At 34.3% G+C, this 17,533-nt stretch carries 14 protein-coding genes; 7 read left to right on the forward strand and 7 right to left on the reverse strand.

Going from position 1 to position 17,533, the window contains the following annotated elements; genetic code table 11:
- Positions 1 to 9: 9 nt before the first annotated feature.
- From A9D35_RS06135 to nirK, 4 genes are all read right to left on the reverse strand, one after another.
- The gene (locus A9D35_RS06135) at positions 10 to 3,042 is read right to left on the reverse strand and encodes a SusC/RagA family TonB-linked outer membrane protein (RefSeq protein ID WP_066220413.1); all 3,033 of its coding nucleotides are present in this window, start codon (positions 3,040 to 3,042) and stop codon (positions 10 to 12) included.
- A 904-nt stretch (positions 3,043 to 3,946) separates the two neighbouring features.
- Positions 3,947 to 4,570 (reverse strand): SCO family protein, encoded by a 624-nt coding sequence (locus tag A9D35_RS06145; RefSeq protein ID WP_066220419.1) that lies wholly within the window; start codon positions 4,568 to 4,570, stop codon positions 3,947 to 3,949.
- A 19-nt stretch (positions 4,571 to 4,589) separates the two neighbouring features.
- Positions 4,590 to 5,369, reverse strand: a complete 780-nt coding sequence (locus A9D35_RS06150) for a formylglycine-generating enzyme family protein (RefSeq protein WP_066220422.1) — start codon at positions 5,367 to 5,369, stop codon at positions 4,590 to 4,592.
- Between the two features lie 17 nt (positions 5,370 to 5,386).
- The gene (nirK, locus tag A9D35_RS06155; protein WP_066220425.1) at positions 5,387 to 6,856 is read right to left on the reverse strand and encodes a copper-containing nitrite reductase; all 1,470 of its coding nucleotides are present in this window, start codon (positions 6,854 to 6,856) and stop codon (positions 5,387 to 5,389) included.
- 522 nt (positions 6,857 to 7,378) lie between these two features.
- Here nirK and A9D35_RS06160 point away from each other — a divergent pair.
- From A9D35_RS06160 to A9D35_RS18350, 7 genes are all read left to right on the forward strand, one after another.
- The gene (locus A9D35_RS06160) at positions 7,379 to 8,143 is read left to right on the forward strand and encodes a ParA family protein (protein WP_066220428.1); all 765 of its coding nucleotides are present in this window, start codon (positions 7,379 to 7,381) and stop codon (positions 8,141 to 8,143) included.
- A gap of 9 nt (positions 8,144 to 8,152) precedes the next feature.
- Positions 8,153 to 9,067: a ParB/RepB/Spo0J family partition protein gene (locus tag A9D35_RS06165; protein ID WP_066220431.1), complete on the forward strand. Its 915-nt coding sequence runs from the start codon at positions 8,153 to 8,155 to the stop codon at positions 9,065 to 9,067.
- The gene (locus tag A9D35_RS06170; protein WP_066220435.1) at positions 9,057 to 9,716 is read left to right on the forward strand and encodes a DUF5683 domain-containing protein; all 660 of its coding nucleotides are present in this window, start codon (positions 9,057 to 9,059) and stop codon (positions 9,714 to 9,716) included. The genes A9D35_RS06165 and A9D35_RS06170 overlap by 11 nt, the downstream gene beginning before the upstream one ends.
- A gap of 3 nt (positions 9,717 to 9,719) precedes the next feature.
- Positions 9,720 to 10,424 carry a 4-hydroxy-tetrahydrodipicolinate reductase gene (gene dapB / locus A9D35_RS06175; protein WP_066220437.1) on the forward strand — a complete coding sequence of 235 codons (705 nt, stop codon included), beginning with the start codon at positions 9,720 to 9,722 and terminating at the stop codon, positions 10,422 to 10,424.
- Positions 10,425 to 10,522: 98 nt separating this feature from the next.
- Entirely contained in the window at positions 10,523 to 12,103 is a 1,581-nt protein-coding gene (lepB, locus tag A9D35_RS06180) for a signal peptidase I (protein WP_066220439.1), read from the forward strand.
- Positions 12,104 to 12,112: 9 nt separating this feature from the next.
- On the forward strand, positions 12,113 to 12,739 hold the full coding sequence (locus A9D35_RS06185; protein ID WP_066220444.1) for a WbqC family protein: 627 nt from the start codon (positions 12,113 to 12,115) through the stop codon (positions 12,737 to 12,739).
- Entirely contained in the window at positions 12,740 to 13,048 is a 309-nt protein-coding gene (locus tag A9D35_RS18350) for a DUF6122 family protein (protein ID WP_083191644.1), read from the forward strand. It begins immediately after the preceding gene.
- 314 nt (positions 13,049 to 13,362) lie between these two features.
- On the opposite strand, the gene A9D35_RS06190 is transcribed toward A9D35_RS18350, so the two are convergent.
- The 3 genes from A9D35_RS06190 to A9D35_RS06200 form a co-directional block, all read right to left on the reverse strand.
- A complete protein-coding gene (locus A9D35_RS06190) occupies positions 13,363 to 15,057 on the reverse strand; it encodes an arylsulfatase (RefSeq protein ID WP_083191645.1) in 1,695 nt (564 codons plus the stop codon).
- A gap of 225 nt (positions 15,058 to 15,282) precedes the next feature.
- The gene (locus A9D35_RS06195; protein ID WP_066220447.1) at positions 15,283 to 15,864 is read right to left on the reverse strand and encodes a Crp/Fnr family transcriptional regulator; all 582 of its coding nucleotides are present in this window, start codon (positions 15,862 to 15,864) and stop codon (positions 15,283 to 15,285) included.
- Positions 15,865 to 16,153: 289 nt separating this feature from the next.
- Positions 16,154 to 17,128 (reverse strand): hypothetical protein, encoded by a 975-nt coding sequence (locus A9D35_RS06200; protein WP_066220450.1) that lies wholly within the window; start codon positions 17,126 to 17,128, stop codon positions 16,154 to 16,156.
- Positions 17,129 to 17,533: the final 405 nt, after the last annotated feature.

A 17,533-nucleotide genomic window follows, 5' to 3' on the forward strand; every position in this document is an offset into this window, starting at 1 on the left:
TATTTTTTTTTAAAATTTTAAATTAAGGCTGAAAGTTACAGTTCTAAGTGTTGGGTAGTTTCCGAAATCGAAACCTTGAACTGTATTGCTAGAAGTGTTATTGTTACCACTAGCTCCATAATAATTTACTTCAGGATCTAAACCAGAATAATTTGTAAATGTTAATAAGTTTTGTCCACTTATTCCTAATCTTAAATGATCTACTCCTATTCTTTCTACCAAGTTAGTTGGGAAATTATAACCAATAGCAAGGTTCTTTAATCTTACATAAGATCCATCTTCAACAAAACGAGAAGAAATTTCTCTATTTGTGTTAGCACCTACACGTGGTGTATTGGTATCTGTATTTTCTGGTGTCCAAGCACTTCTGTAGAAATCTTTAGTAGTGTTAGCATCTCCATTGAATAACTGAACGTTAGTCATGTTAAAAATTTCACCACCTTGAGAACCTTGGAAGAAAATACTTAAATCGAAGTTTTTATATCTGAAATTGTTTGTGAAACCAAAAGTCCAATCTGGATTAGGATCTCCAATAGTAGTTTGGTCTGCTCTGTCTAACTGACCGTTTCCATCGTCTGTAAATAATGGATCTCCAGCAACACCATTTGGAAAAGTAGCAGTTCCTTCTGGTAACTCTCCTCCTTGGTATACACCTCTATACTCGTAACCCCAGAATAAACCAACAGGCTCTCCTTCTCTTAATACATAAGTATCTCCAGAACTAAAGTAAGCAGGAGCAGCTCTACCATAAATATCTGCACCATTAATTAAGCTTACAACTTCATTTTGGTTTTTAGACCAGTTAAAGTTAGTAGACCAGCTAAAGTTTTCGTTAGAAATGTTAATAGTATTTAAACCAATTTCAAATCCACGGTTATTAATTTCTCCTAAGTTAGTTAAAATTTCATCATTGATATATCCTAAGTACTGAGGGATACCGTTGTTTGCAAGAATTAAATCTTTTGTGTCAATGTTATAATAATCTAAAGATAAATTCAATCTGTTATTAAACATTCCTAAATCTATACCAAAGTTAGCTTGGTAAGAAGACTCCCATTTTAAGTCTGGGTTAGCAGGTTGGTCTGGTGTAACTGCGTTTACAGTTTCTCCGTTTAAAGAAGCATAAATAGTACTATATCTCGCTAAAGATTGGTAAGGTGCAATAGAAGGGTTTCCTGTAACACCATAACTAGCTCTTAATTTTAAATTACTAACAGTTTGGCTATCCTTTAAGAAGTTTTCGTTAGATATTTTCCAACCTATTGCTCCAGAAGGGAAAACAGCATATTTGTGGTTTTCTGCAAAGTTAGAAGCTCCATCACGTCTTACTGTAGCAGTTAATAAATATTTGTCGTTGTAATCAAAGTTTACTCTACCAAATAAAGATTGAATTTCTGTTTCTGTATATGTAGAATTTGGCTGTAAATAAATAGCAGCACTACCCATATTGTGGAAAAGGAAATCATCTGATACAAAACCTGAAGCTTCAGAAAAAGAAGTTTGAGTTACACTTTTTTGGTAAGAGTATCCCCCTAATAAAGTTAAAACACCTTTTCCTATTTCTTGATTGTATGTTAAATAGTTTTCACTTAATACATTTGTTCTTCTAGCTTCTGTAATTGAAGCTCTACCACCAGCAGCTCCTGCTGTCATTCTTAATGTTGATGGTTGGTAAGTACCTCTACTATCGTTTTCAGTACTCATACCAAACGTAGTTTTAAAGGTAAGGCTTTCTAAAATATCGTAATTAGCAAAAAGGTTTGCTCTAAAAACATCAGATTTAGTTTCGTCTGTTCTTTGAGTCGCTACTGCATAAGGGTTATCTACTTCATCTCCTACAGTATTGTTTGTAGAGAAATCACCATTTTCATCATAGATTCCTTTATCTGGAGCCATTCTCATAGCTAAAGAAATAACATCATCCCCACCAACAGATACAGAACCATCAGATTGTGTAGCTACACCATCTTTAGTACCTGTACTACCAAAAAGGTTCATACCTAATCTAAATTTTTCAGTTACTTGAGCCTCTACGTTTGAAAGGAAAGTTGCTCTTTCAAAACCTGAATTAACTACAATACCATCTTGTTTAAAGTAGTTACCAGAAGCATAAAAATTAATATTATCTGAACCACCAGAAAATGAAAGTTGTGTCATAGAAATACCTCCAGTAGTATAGATTAAATCTTGCCAATCTGTATCGTAATCTCCTTGTGGATATGGAGTACTGTTACCTTCATTAGCTCTAATATCGTTTTGGTAGTTAGCAAATTCATCAGCACCTAATAAATCCAGTTTGTTCGCTGTATTTTGAATAGAGTAAGAAGTATTAAGCTCTACAGATAATTTTCCTGATCTACCTTTTTTAGTTGTTACCATGATAACCCCATTAGATCCTCTAGATCCATATATTGCAGTTGCAGAAGCATCTTTTAATACTTCCATAGATTCGATATCATTAGCTTGAGGCATTGTACCTCCAACAAATCCATCTACTACAATTAAAGGATCACTACTTGCAGAAATAGAAGTGTTACCTCTAATTTTAATATCTATAGGAGCTCCTGGCTCACCACCGTTATTAGATTGTACAAAAACCCCAGCAGCATTACCTTGAAGGGCTTGTGTTGCGTCTAATACAGGAAAAGCTGTTAATTCCTCAGATTTTACAGAGGCTACAGATCCTGTAATGTCGCTCTTTTTACGAGTACCGTATCCTACTACTACCACTTCTTCAAGTTGGCTAGCATCTTCAACCATAACAACATTAAGTTGTCTTTGATCTGTAATTGTAATAGACTCTTTAACGTATCCTAAATAAGAAAAATGAAGAATATCTCCACGTTTAACCTCTAATTGAAAATTTCCATCGAAATCTGTTGCTGTACCCGTCGTGGTTTTGTCGATAACCACATTTACACCAGGTACGGGCATGTTTGCCGCATCTGTTACAGTCCCGGATAATTGATATCCTTCTTGTGCAAATAATGAAAGATTGAAAATCAATCCTAACATTAAAATTAGTTTAGTTTTAAAATTCATTTGTAATTTGTTTTGGTTATTAATGTTGTTTTACTTCTCGGTTATAAGAAGCAGGTGTTTGAATTAAGAAATGATAGCTTGTACTATCATTTTTTTAATCTGTGTGTTTAGTCATTGTGTTGTTTGAGTTTTTGTTAATTGTTTTACTTTATTTTATTGTTTTTTGGTATTCCAATCTGGAAACCCAATCTGGATTCCCAATCTGGTTTTCCAATCTGGTTTTCCAAATGTATGTTATTTTTTGTTAATAAAAAGACTTTATTGATATTCTGATAATTTTTTGATTTTAATATTCTCAGAAAATCAAAAATTCGCGTAAACATTAGCAATACGGCAATTTTTTAATATAAAAAAATCTTAAAATGATTTATAAAAACCCGCTCTTTTTTAATATTTTTCATCAATATTTAAGACGATTACCTCAGTAATTAAGGCAAATTCTTCTAAGACTAACTGAAAATTTAAGACATTTTTAACAACGAAAAAGAATATGAATTCAGCAAAAAATTGACATAAAAAACAATAATAATCTAGAAATCTTCTTAAAATTTGAAATACATAAAAACCACTAAATATTATTATTTAATAAAAAGAAGTGCTTTTAAAAGCTAATATTCAGCCCCTGTTTTAGCTATTTTACAAGGACATATTTGTTAAAATAAGGACACACTTTTCTACCTTTAAAATCTGTTATTTTAGCTTTAAAAAATGAATAATATGCCCATACCAAAACAGCGCATTTTAAGAAAAACGGCTACCAACATAAAAGAGCACACCCTTATGTGTGTCTCTTTATTTTAAAATCAATAATTACCTAGCGGTTAGGCAAAAAAAATAGCGAAGAAAAATTTCCTCGCTATTTTTTGTCCTCCAGTATGAAAGAGGTAAAACTCATTGACAATTATTACATATCTCGAACCGCTTTTTCTATATTTTCTATAGTTTCATCAGAGTTCACCCCTAAACCTTCTTGTTGAAATACCAATTCACCAGCTTCATTAAACACACTAATAATATTGGAGTGCGAAAAATCCATAGGTGATATTTCTTTATACTTTACTGCTAGTACAGCAGCAAATTCTCGAGTGTTTTCTTCGGTAGAACGTAAAAAGATCCACGGATCTTCGTCCATAAAGTTTTCTTTAGCAAAGGTCTTTAAGCGTTCAGGCGTATCGGTTTCTGGATCGATACTTACAAAAATCATTTTCACTTTATTCTTGGTGTCTTCTGGTAAACGTTTTTCTATATTGCGCATATCGGCCACCAATCTAGGACAAGCTGCTTTACAAGTGGTGTAAATCATTACCATTACCAAGACGTCCCCCTTCAAATCTTTTAAATGAATAGCCTCTCCATTTTGATTGGTCCACTTTGAAGGTAAATTATAAATGGACATTTCTGAAATTACATCGCTATCTGCTTTCGATTTCACTACTTCTGAGGTTTCTTGTGTAGAATTCTTAGTTTCGTTTTTACATGAAATAAGTCCGAAACAAATCAAACTACATAGTATTATATACCTTTTCATAAATTCATTATTTTTTTCTTTATTCTATCTCTACATCTTTAACACATCTAAATCCCAAATTCTTAATACTATATCGCGCACTTATACTACCACGGAATGCATAACGCATAAATGCGGCGTAATTCATTAAATCTGTTGCACCGATTGCTGCACTTCCACAAAATAAATTAGCATCTTTATCGACATCCTTTCTAGACTCTCCTGTAATTAAAATAGAATTGAAATCTGAAGTCCACTCCCAAACTAAACCATGTAAATCGTAAATACCCCAATAATTTTCTGGATTACGTCCTACTTCGTATGTATTCGTTCTAGGCACTTCGTACCAAGATAGTATTTTCTGATTGTAAGATTCTTTTACACGAGCATCTGCAATTTCTTCGTCGGCCATGGCTACATATTCCCATTCATCTACTGTTGGTAAACGCTTTCCTTGGCATTCGCAATATTTTTTAGCTGCAAACCAAGAAATATACGTAATGGGACTTTCTGGTTTTTCAGAATCCTTCAGCTCGGTATCATTTTTCCAATTTCTTAAATAGGTAGCATCAACAAATAATTGTTTTGCTTTCGATTTTTGCCATTCTGGATATTTAATAACAAACGCTTGGTATTCCTTATTGGTTACCGGATACCTATCCATTAAAAAATCATTCACTTTAACTACAGCCGAATCTCTACCATAAAGGGGGATATAACTCCCCCCTTTAATTTCTGCCATGCCTTCGCTGGTTTGTGCGAAGGCCGTAACCTGTATCGTGAATGCTATGCAAAACATTAAACATGTTCTTACTAGCATACCTTTATAATTTTAAATTATTTATTATTTACTTTCTTAACCATTTCTGGTGTTACCACTTTTTTGGAGTTACCCCAACTGTGATATGCATACGTTAATACGTTTGCAACCTCCTCTGGAGATAAACTCTGACGCGTCATTACACTATTATATGTTTCGCCATTTACCGTAATTTCTCCTGTTAAACCATGTAATACAACTCCAATGGCACGATCTACATCGGCATTTAAATAATCGGAGTTAGCTAAAGGAGGAAATGCTCCTGGCACCCCTTGACCTTCTGATTGGTGACAAGCAAAACAAGTTTGCATATACGTTTGCTTTCCAAATTTTAATTGCTCGTCTAACGATTTTGCAGGAATATCTTTTTCTGCCACCTTACCAGATTCTGGCATACTTTGAATTTTACCACCTTCAGGCAAATAGATATCGTCTCTTAATTCTCCACTATAAATTTTCTTATCTTCTTCTCCTTCAACTTTAAGCATTCCCAAAGCTCCTTTATTAAAGGCTCTAAAAATAGAGTGATCTACCATTATAAAAGTTCCTGGCACCTCAACTTTAAATTCAACAATACTTGCTCCACCAGCTGGAATCAAGGTAGTTTGTACATTATCATTAATTAATTCTCCGCCTTCAACGTGAACTTTATCAAATATCTCTCCAATAACATGGAAAGACGACACTAAATTCGGACCACCATTTCCAACAAACAATCTCACAGTTTCTCCTACATTAGCTGTAATGGCATCGTCTCCAGTTAGCGCTCCTACTTTACCATTAAACACAACGTAATCTGGTTTTTCGTCAATTGCTTTTTGCATATCGAAAGGTTGTAATCCACGATCTCCGTGTGCTCCTTTAGTATAGAAGTCACCTTGCATAATATAGTATTCTTTATCTACTGGAGGTAATCCGCCTTCTGGCTCAACTAAAATAAGGCCATACATTCCGTTTGCAATATGCATTCCAACAGGTGCCGTAGCACAGTGGTACACATATAACCCTGGATTTAACACCTTAAATGAAAATACTTTTTCATGTCCCGGAGCGACAAAAGAAGACTCTGCTCCTCCTCCAGGACCGTTTACTGCATGTAAATCTATATTATGTGGTAATTTATTATCTGGATGATTCTTTAAATGAAACTCTACTTCGTCTCCAACACGTGTTCTAATAAAACTTCCTGGCACGGTACCACCAAAAGTCCAATACACATAGCTTACCCCGTTAGTCATTTCTCCTTCTTCTTCAAGAATTTCCATGTCCACGATTAACTTTTTGGCCTGTCTGCGCCCTACGGGAGTTGGTACATGAGGCGGAGCGGTTAATTCTGCCTGCATCACTTGGCTTACCTTAATTTGGGCAGTGTCCTGTTTTTCTGACTTGTCTTTGTTCGCGCAAGACGCTAAAGTAATACATGCCAACGCTAATACAGATTGCCTCCAATACGAGCGCACTTTTAGAGAGTTTAGTTTTGTAATCATAAAATTCAGTTTCAGTTTAAATTTATTATCAATAAAAGACAAATATATCTTAATTAATTTATTTCAAAATAAGATTACTGTATTCGATAAAATATGATAATTATCAGTTTACAACGGAATAAGTAAAAACACACCTCAAACCGCAACTAATTATAAATTCCTTATAAATTTAACTAATTTTTTTAAAATTAATAATTTTACACTGAACATATTTAGAATATATCAATTCACAACAACACTTTAATTAATGACAAAAAAAACATAAATGATTACCACTTAAAATTTTGATATACACAATAATTTCATAATTAAAACTGTTGTCCACTGCTGTTTAGAAAAAAGTGAATTTCTGCGTGTAAAATTAATTCAACAACTATTAAAAATTAATTTAATAACACCCAAAAACGAATAGCAAACTCTTCCTGAATCGAAAAGAAAGTACACTTAACATTTGTTAACAAGTTACATTTTTAAAAGTCATAAATAGTTGTATTTTTACACCTACTTAAAACCAAATCATTAATGGGTAAAATCATTGCAATTGCAAATCAAAAAGGGGGTGTTGGAAAAACCACAACTTCTGTAAATTTAGCAGCCTCATTGGGGGTGCTTGAAAAGAAAGTATTGCTGATTGATGCCGATCCTCAAGCCAATGCCACATCGGGATTAGGCATAGATGTTGAAACCGTAGAAATTGGCACCTATCAATTGCTAGAACACACCAACTCGGCTAGAGAAGCGATTCTGCAAACAGATACACCAAATTTAGATATCATTGCATCTCATATCGACCTAGTTGCTATCGAAATTGAATTGGTTGATAAGGACGATAGAGAATATATGATGAAACGCTCTTTAGAAGAGGTTAAAAACGATTACGATTATATTATTATTGATTGTGCGCCGTCTTTAGGGTTATTAACACTGAATGCCTTAACAGCATCTGATGCCGTTATTATTCCTATTCAATGCGAATATTTTGCGCTTGAAGGATTAGGAAAATTATTAAATACTGTTAAAAGTGTTCAAAAAATTCACAACCCTAGTTTAGATATTGAAGGCCTTTTATTAACCATGTACGATTCGCGTTTAAGACTTTCTAACCAGGTGGTAGAAGAAGTACAGAAACATTTTAACGATATGGTTTTTAAAACAATTATACAGCGAAATGTACGTTTAAGTGAGGCACCAAGTTTTGGTGAAAGCATAATTAATTACGATGCAAGTAGTAAAGGTGCGCTAAACTATTTAAGTTTGGCTAAAGAAGTTATTAATAAAAACTCCTAGGAAAAGACTATGGCGAAGGCAGTAAAAAAACAAGCGTTAGGAAGAGGATTATCTGCATTACTAAAAGACCCTACAAACGATATCAACTCGGTACAAGATAAAAATGCCGATAAAGTAATAGGGAATATTGTAGAATTAGAATTAGAGACTATTGAAATGAATCCGTTTCAACCACGTACTAATTTTAACGAAGAATCCTTACGCGAACTGGCTTCATCAATTAAAGAATTGGGTGTTATTCAGCCTATAACGGTTCGTAAATTAAACTTTAACACCTATCAATTAGTATCTGGAGAACGACGTTTTAGAGCATCGGAATCTTTAGGATTAAAAACGATTCCGGCATACATTCGAATTGCTAACGATCAGGAGTCTTTAGAAATGGCTTTGGTTGAAAATATTCAACGTCAAGATTTAGATCCTATAGAAATAGCTTTGTCTTACCAACGTTTAATTGATGAAATAAACCTGACTCAAGAGCAAATGAGTGAACGTGTAGGTAAAAAACGATCTACGATTGCCAATTACTTACGTTTATTAAAATTAGATCCGATTATTCAAACTGGAATGCGAGATGGGTTTATTTCTATGGGTCACGGTCGTGCTCTTATAAATATAGAAGATCAAGCAAGCCAAATAGACATATATACGCATATTTTACAACACAAACTATCGGTACGAGATACCGAAGCTTTGGTTCGTAACTATAGCGAAAACGACGATTTAGAACACCCTAAATCGGTTGCTAAACAAGAGGCCGAAATACCTAAATTTGTAAAGTCAAGTATTAAAGATTTTTCAGATTATTTCGGACATAAAATAGATATTAAAGTCGCTAAAAATGGAAAAGGAAAAATTACTATTCCGTTTCATTCTGAAGAAGACTTTAATCGCATAAAAAAACTAGTACAGAGTGCAAAGTAAATTTTTTATAACTACCCTACTCTCACTTTTTTTTTGTTTAAATAGCCTTGCGCAAGACGACGGAAAAGAACCTTCTGCAGAACCTAAAAAAACTGCCGACTCTTTAGTCGTGGACACTCCAAGCCTTACAAAACCAGTTACAGAAGCTGTTATAGCAACAGACTCTGTACAAACAAAAGCTCCAAAAATAGATTCTAGATTTATAGATCCTTTGGCGCCTGCAAGAGCTGCCTTTTACTCGGCTGTACTTCCTGGTTTGGGTCAGGCGTATAACAGAAAATACTGGAAAATACCTATCGTTTATGCCGCCTTAGGTACGGGGATTTATTTCTATATAGATAATAATAAAGCGTATAATAGTTATCGCGATGCCTACAAACGAAGACTGGCCGGTTTTACAGACGATGAATACTACGGCCGAGTGTCTGACGATGGCTTAATAAACGCACAAGACCAATTGCGCCGTAACAAAGAAATGTCACTACTTATTACCTTTGGGTTATATGCCTTAAATATTATTGATGCCAACGTAGACGCGCATTTATTACAGTTTAATATTGATGACAATTTAACGTTATCACCACATTACAAATACAACGAGATGGAAGACACCTCGAATCTCGGACTCACCTTTAACTTTAAATTTTAAAACATGAAAATTGCATTATTAGGATACGGAAAAATGGGTAAAACCATAGAACAAATTGCCCTAAAACGTGGCCATGATATAGTAATTAAAGCCAGTATAGAAGATCCAGAATACGATATTACCCAAGCCGATATTGCTATCGATTTTAGCATGCCAAATGCTGCTGTTGGAAATATTTCAAACTGCTTAAATAATGGTATTCCTGTGGTTTCGGGAACAACGGGTTGGTTAGAAGATTACGATAAAATGACAGCTTTATGTAAGGAGAAACAAGGTGGTTTCATTTATGCGTCAAACTTTAGTTTAGGGGTTAATATCTTTTTTGAATTGAATAAAACACTTGCAAAAATGATGAGTACTCTAGACCAATATAATATTTCTATGGAAGAGGTGCATCATACTCAAAAACTAGATGAACCTAGCGGTACGGCAATTTCATTAGCAAACGATATCATTTCAGAGCATAAAAGTTATGAAAAATGGGCCTTAAACACCCCAGAAACACATACCATTCCTATTGTGGCAAAGCGCGAGCCCGAAGTACCTGGAACTCATGTTGTGACCTACGATAGCGATGTCGATTCTATTACTATTGAACATAAAGCACACAACCGTCAAGGTTTTGCTTTAGGTGCTGTAATCGCTGCCGAATGGTTATTAGGAAAAACAGGTGTTTACAGCATGAAAGATGTGTTAAATATTGGTTAATACCTTAAAACCGTGTTACATTATCCCCTTTATTTATACTTATTTTTATATTCAGTTTAATACGTGTCGTTAAGACAATTAGTAATACAAAGTAGATTATGACTTTAACTCAGTGGTTCATTTTTTTTATAATTATCCAAATCATCCATGGATTAGGAACTTGGAAACTCTACGTAAAAGCAGGTAGACAAGCTTGGGAAGCCTTTATTCCGGTTTACAATGCCGTAGTTTTAATGAAAATTATAAATAGACCGTGGTGGTGGACCATCCTCCTATTTTTACCTATCGTTAACTTAATTATGTTTCCGGTAGTATGGGTAGAAACCGCTAGAAGTTTTGGAAAAAATACGACTCTAGATACCATTTTTGCCATTGTAAGTCTAGGGTTTTACAATTACTATTTAAACTACGCTGCAGATTTAAACTATATTGAAGATCGTAGTTTAGAACCTAGAACCAGTGCTGGAGACTGGATTAGTTCTATACTATTTGCTGTTGTTGCCGCAACCATTGTGCACACGTATATCATTCAACCATTTACCATTCCTACGTCATCTTTAGAAAAAACCTTGCTTATTGGCGATTTCTTATTTGTAAGTAAATTAAATTACGGACCACGAATCCCGCAAACAACCTTGGCCTTACCCATGGTACATGATTCGATTCCGAAAACCAAACTAAAGTCTTATATCGCCGACGATAATTTGGCGACTAAAGATCACTCTTTAAAAAACAAAACCCTTTTACCTTATTTAAGATTACCCGGATTTCAAAAAATTAAACGTAACGATATCGTGGTGTTTAACTGGCCGGTAGATACTGTAAAAGCTTTTTTCCAAACACCAGACCGCAGCTACTGGAAACCAATAGATAAAAAATCTAATTATGTAAAGCGTTGTGTAGGGATGCCTGGCGACTCTTTAGAGGTTAGAGATGGTTACGTGTTTATAAATGGGAAACAAAATGAATTACCAGATCGCGCTAAGCTACAGTTTAGTTATTTAGTACAACCTAAATCTGTGCAATTCAATCCTAAAGAATTAGCAGACCGTTACGGTATTACAGATCGTTTTGGGATTATTAACGACAAAAACACTTATATGTTTATGTCGATTACAGATAAGGCTGTTGCCCAGTTTAAAAACCATCCAAACGTAGAAAGTATCACACCTATTAAGGAAGAAAAAGGCGCTAGAGATTCTAGAATTTTCCCTCACAACCCAAATTATAATTGGAATAACGATTTCTTCGGCCCTTTATATATTCCTGAAGCTGGAAAAACGATAGACATAAATGTAGATGTTTTACCGCTTTACAAACGCGTAATTACAGAATACGAGGGCAACACACTACAAGTAAAAGGAAATCAGATTTATATTAACGATGCTCCTGCAAATACCTATACGTTTAAGCAAGATTATTACTGGATGATGGGAGATAACCGTCATAATTCGCAAGATGCTAGAACTTGGGGATTTGTACCTTTCGATCACGTTGTGGGAAAACCTGTATTTATTTGGATGAGTTGGGATCAGAACGGGAAACCACGTTGGGATCGTTTCTTTACAACTGTTGGAGGTAGCGGAAAACCTGTATCTTATTTAATTCCTGCGCTTGTTATTTTTGCTTTATTATTCGGATTTAACAGCTATAGAAAACGTAAAAAAGCAAACGCTTAAAAGCAATTTATGAGTTTAAATGTTCTTTTACATCCTACCTATTTCCCCAATATAGCACATATGGCAGCCATTGTACAAGCCGATGGGGTGAGTTTTGAAATGGATGATAATTTTGCTAAGCAAACCTATAGAACGCGAACTTATATTTATGCTGCCAACGGAAAATTATTACTGAATATTCCTGTAATTTATACTCAGAAGAACCGTCAGAAATATCGTGATGTAAAAATTTCGAATACCGAAAATTGGCAAAGTTTACACTGGAAATCGTTGCTTTCAGCTTATAAAACATCACCTTTTTTTGAATATTATGAAGATGATTTGCGTCCGCTTTTCGAAATGAAAGCCGAATTTATTTTAGATTTTAATTTGAAATGTTTCGAAGTCATTTCTGATTGCCTTCAACTTGAAAAATCGATTCAAAAAACAGAAGAATTCAAGCACGATATTGCTGATGCTTCAGATTTAAGATCTTTGGTAAACCCGAAAACTGATCTTAATTTTCAAAACGATGCGTATACTCAAGTTTTTGATGATAAACACGGTTTTATAAATAATTTAAGCATTCTAGACCTGTTATTCAACGAAGGTCCAAACGCTTTAGATTATCTAGAAACCCAAGATCTTTCGCTATAAATGCTACAGAGTTTTATACACTATGGCATCCATTTTTTAGGACCATTATGCGTTGCCCTGTTATTTTATAAATCTCGTTGGAAATTCGCGTATGTAATTATGCTTTGTGGCATGCTTATCGATTTAGACCATTTATTAGCCACACCAATATTTAGCCCTGGACGATGTAGTATAAATTATCATCCGCTTCACTCCTATTGGGCCATTGCTCTATATGTAATCTTATTAGTTCCGAAGAAAACCCGACTCATTGGCTTGGGCTTAGTTATCCACATTATTGCCGATACAATAGATTGTAGTATGATGTAAGATTTCTACCGTATTGAAATTAAAATTTTAAAATACATTAATTTGGATCCGGAGATTGTTCTATACCACAATATGTTTATGTTTTTATTTGTAACTTATATTCTATTTGTCGCAATATGAAACGTAAGTGTCTAGCATTTCAGACCAGTGTTTTAGTCTAAACTTACAAGCTACTTTATGTTCTTTGTCGTAAACTAGGGTTTGCCTATATCCAAAATAGGTGGTTATTTTTACCTTTACATTAGAAATGTATGTCAATATATTGTCCTCTTTTTTGAATTAAATTTTACTTCGAACATCATTTCTATAATAACTTATTGACCATAGGCTTGTTTAAACCCTTCATCAAATAAACCTTGATGATCAAATACTTCGTTTTCTTTTACGTAAGCTTGATAAGCATCAATGAGTTCCTTTCTTTTTTTAGGGTTTGTTTCTGATAAATCGTTTAACTCTGAAGGGTCTTCGGCCAAATTGTACAATTGCCAATCTCCGTTTCCAAAAGGAGCTACAAGGCGCAGTATTTTCCAATCATCTTTGATGTAGGCTTTCATTTCAAACAATTCATAACCAATACCTTTATTACGCTGCTTCTGCGTTTCGCTTCCATTCAATACGGTTTTGAAGGATTCGCCAATAGGTGCTTTTACAGGTGTTCCGTTTACTTCCTTTGGATATTCAATACCTGCATAATCAAGAAGGGTTGGCATAATATCGGAAACATGGAGCAAGCTCTTGTTCATGCCCGGAGATGACTTTTTACCTAAAGGTTTAATAATTAAAGGCGATTTGATTCCGCCTTCGGAAGTGAAACTTTTAAACATTCTAAAGTTTGCAGACGAGGCCTGTGCCCATCCAGCACCCATATCGACAAAAGAATTAGGTAAACCTCTATTGTCTAGATCGTTATTGAAGGTAGAAAGATACTTTCCATCGGCATTTCCAGGGTAAGCAGTTGCTGGAGCACCATTGGCGCCATTATCTGAAAAGAATAGAATAATGGTATTGTCATAGAGATTATTAGCTTTTAGATAGTCTATAACGCGACCTACCGAGACATCTATATAATCTACCATAGCGGCATACACTTCCATGTCTCGGGCCTTTTCTTTTTTTGATTGTTCATCTAAAGTCGCCCAAGGTTGCACCATTACATTTTGACTTAGCACTTCTTGAGCAACATCTTCTGAGATAATTCCTTTTCCTAATAAGGCTTTCACTCGTTCTTTGCGAAGTTCATCCCAACCTTTGTCATAACGTCCTTTGTATTTCGCGATATATTCTGCTGGCGCATGCAGCGGGTCGTGTGGAGCGGTAAATGACAAATAGGCCAAAAATGGTTTTTCGTCTATTTTGTTTTTATCGATGAAATGAATAATGGAATCCGTAAAGTTTTTGGTGGAATAGAAATCTTTGGGAAGTGTAGTAACTGGCTTACCATTGCGTCTATAGGTAACAGAGGTTTCAGCACCTAATGCCCGCATGTCACTCCAATGGCTCGCTGCACCTTCGGCAAAGGAGAAAGTTTCCTGAAACCCTCTGGCAAAAGGGCTTTGGTCATCCGTTTCACCCAAATGCCATTTACCTGACATATATGTATTATAGCCTCCTGCAGCTAAAACCTCAGGTAAGGCAGCTACTTGTTTTGAAAGGTGACCAGCATAACCAGGCAAGCCTTCAATTGCTGGGTAAATGGTTTCACTCATAACTCCAAGCCCTGCAACATGATTGTCGTTTCCCGTCATCAATGACGAACGTGTAGGTGAACACGTAGGTAAAACGTGGAAATTAGTAAACTGTAAGCCTTCCTGAGCTAAGCCATCCAATGTTGGAGTATTAATTTCTCCACCAAAAGCACCTAAATCTGTATACCCTAAATCATCAGCTACGATGACTAAAAAATTTGGACTTGTATTTTTGCTTGTTTCTTGTTTCGTATTTTTTTGTTGGTTAGTACAACCTACCATAAATACGGAAAGAATTCCTAAAAGTTGAATTTTTAATTTCATAATAAGCTTTTATGTCTGTTATTATTTTTTCTATGCTCAGTATAAATAATTTCATTCACTATCTTTTTGAGAGATTAAAAAAGTGAATGGTTATTAACCGATATCTAGCAAAAGCGCACATTTTCTCAGAATTAACTTCCTCTATATTTCTTATTTTTTTTGCTTTATATCGTAAAACAAAAGTAAGCTACATAATCATAAAACTGCTTAAACTAATTTAAGAAATCAATGTTCTTTTTTTAGATTACTAAGCCAAACATCTGAAATCCCCAGAAAGCTAGCGATGTGCTTAGAAGGGATGTTTTGAATGATTTCGGGATAATCACTTACTAAAAAGCTGTAAAATTTCTTTGGAGAGTAGGTTAACAATTTTGTTCTAATTTGATTTTCAACAATCAATCCATCAATTATCATTTTATTGTAATGCCTAGCATATTTTTTGTTCTCATCCACTATTTTTTCTAAATCACTCTTAAAAAACCGCATAACAGTGGAGTCGCTAATGGCTTGTATACATTTTTCACTTACTGCATTTGAGAAATAGGATTCTGGATTCGTTAAATAAGGCAGAAAAGAATCGATATTAAAGTTTATTGTTTTTTCAATTTGCTTCTCTTCGTCCCATGCTTTGGTTATAAAAGCACCATTTAGAATAAAATATACTGTATCGCATTTTTGACCGTAATCCAAAATCACCGTTTTAGATTTTACGTGTTCTATTGTTGATAGATCTATTAATTGTTTAACTACCTTTTCAGTAAGATCATTTTCTTTAGCAGTCTCAAGAAAAAAGTCTAAATTTTCCATTCTATATATAGATACTTTTAATTACTTATATCGTGTAGACCTTACAAAACCAAATTTTAAGTGTAATCTGCGTTTTCAGGCAACTTATTTAGTGTTATCGGTATAGTCTTCTAAAATAAGAAATATATCCTTAATATGGAGAAATAGTGGCTCCAAAAGAGAGTCTATAGCATTTATGTTATACTATTAGAAATTGGGAATATTGTAGCAGAGCCCTTGATTTTAAGTAAAAAAAAAGCCCAAACAAGTTGGACTTTAACTTCCTGTTATAAACTTTAATTACCTTTTTTTATTCTTTCAGGTATACAATTTCGTGCAATCCATCTGTATGATAGGTCTTGGTTTCTCCATTTTGAGTAATTATTAACTCTTCATTAGCAATATAGCGATAGGCGTCTTCACCGGGATGTAATTTAGCTTTTTCAGCCATAACAATTTCTTTAAGCTTAATGTTTGCTATAAAACTAATATCTCCTTTTTTGCCTTTTAATGTAAAATCTTTGGCAAACGTATAGCCCATAGTTTCTTCTGTCATTGTATCATTGATAGTCGCTTCAAATTGCGTTGTTTCAGGTGAATCTGTAGGTGTCATTATTGCATTATTTTTATCTGTTACTAATGCACCTGATGAAACTACTTGGTCGTTGAAGTCTATAAAAATACCGTAGTCAATTGAAATATCTGGCGTATGTATTTTCCCCCAGTACCAGTTTTTAAAGGCTCCAGCAAGCGTTTTTTCTCCCCAATTATGGTCGTGATAACCAACACCTTTTACTGTAATTGCTTCCCCACCTTTATACAATTCTCCTTCTATTGGTCCAGATGGTACTGCAACTGTCCAACCCATTGGAGTATTGGTTCCTTCTGTTGTAAATGGATGGTTTTGTTTTTGCAATCTTAATTTTGCACCATAACCATCAACCATAGTATAAAATTCATAATAGTCGCCACAATCTCTACAGTATTCTTCACCAAATGTGGCGTCACATTTTTCGTAACTGGTGGTAACTTCAGCCTCGGTATATTCCTTTATTTTCCAAATTTCTGGCTTTCCTTTTGGATAAATATTTAGTCTTACAGATGGCTTTCTTGGCTTTAATCTAGTGTCGTTAAGCGAGTACATTACCACAAAATGATCTCCATTATCAAAATGCGCATCAAAGTACCACCATTCAAAATTTTCTTCCCGATTAGTTACGGGAAAATGGATATGTGTTGCATCAGCTTTTTTGTAGTCGATTGTTTTGTTTTCTGCTGTTGTCATAATATTTATTTTATAATTATTATTTACGAGAGTTCGGTTTAAGGAACATCTTTTATGTTTTATAATTTGATAAAACAAAGGTAGACTACATAAAAACGATAACGCTTAAACTAATTTAAGAAAGCCATGTACTACTTTTAAATTATTAGACAAAATATTTAAAAGACCAAGAAAACTAGCTATTTTTTTTAAAGGGTGTATTGCATTATTTAAATGTTTAGCGTTGTCCAAATTATATCGCCGTAAAACATCTGTTGATAAGTAGCCTAAAAATTTAAGTTTCGGGAGAGTTAAATTATTTGCTATATCTGTCATACTGTAATAAGGGAAAATTAGGATTAGTTGTTTGGAACTATTATTTGCAGTGAGATAACTTACTATTAATGAACCTAGCAAAACAAGCAA

Source organism: Formosa haliotis, assembly GCF_001685485.1.
Taxonomy (GTDB): domain Bacteria; phylum Bacteroidota; class Bacteroidia; order Flavobacteriales; family Flavobacteriaceae; genus Formosa; species Formosa haliotis.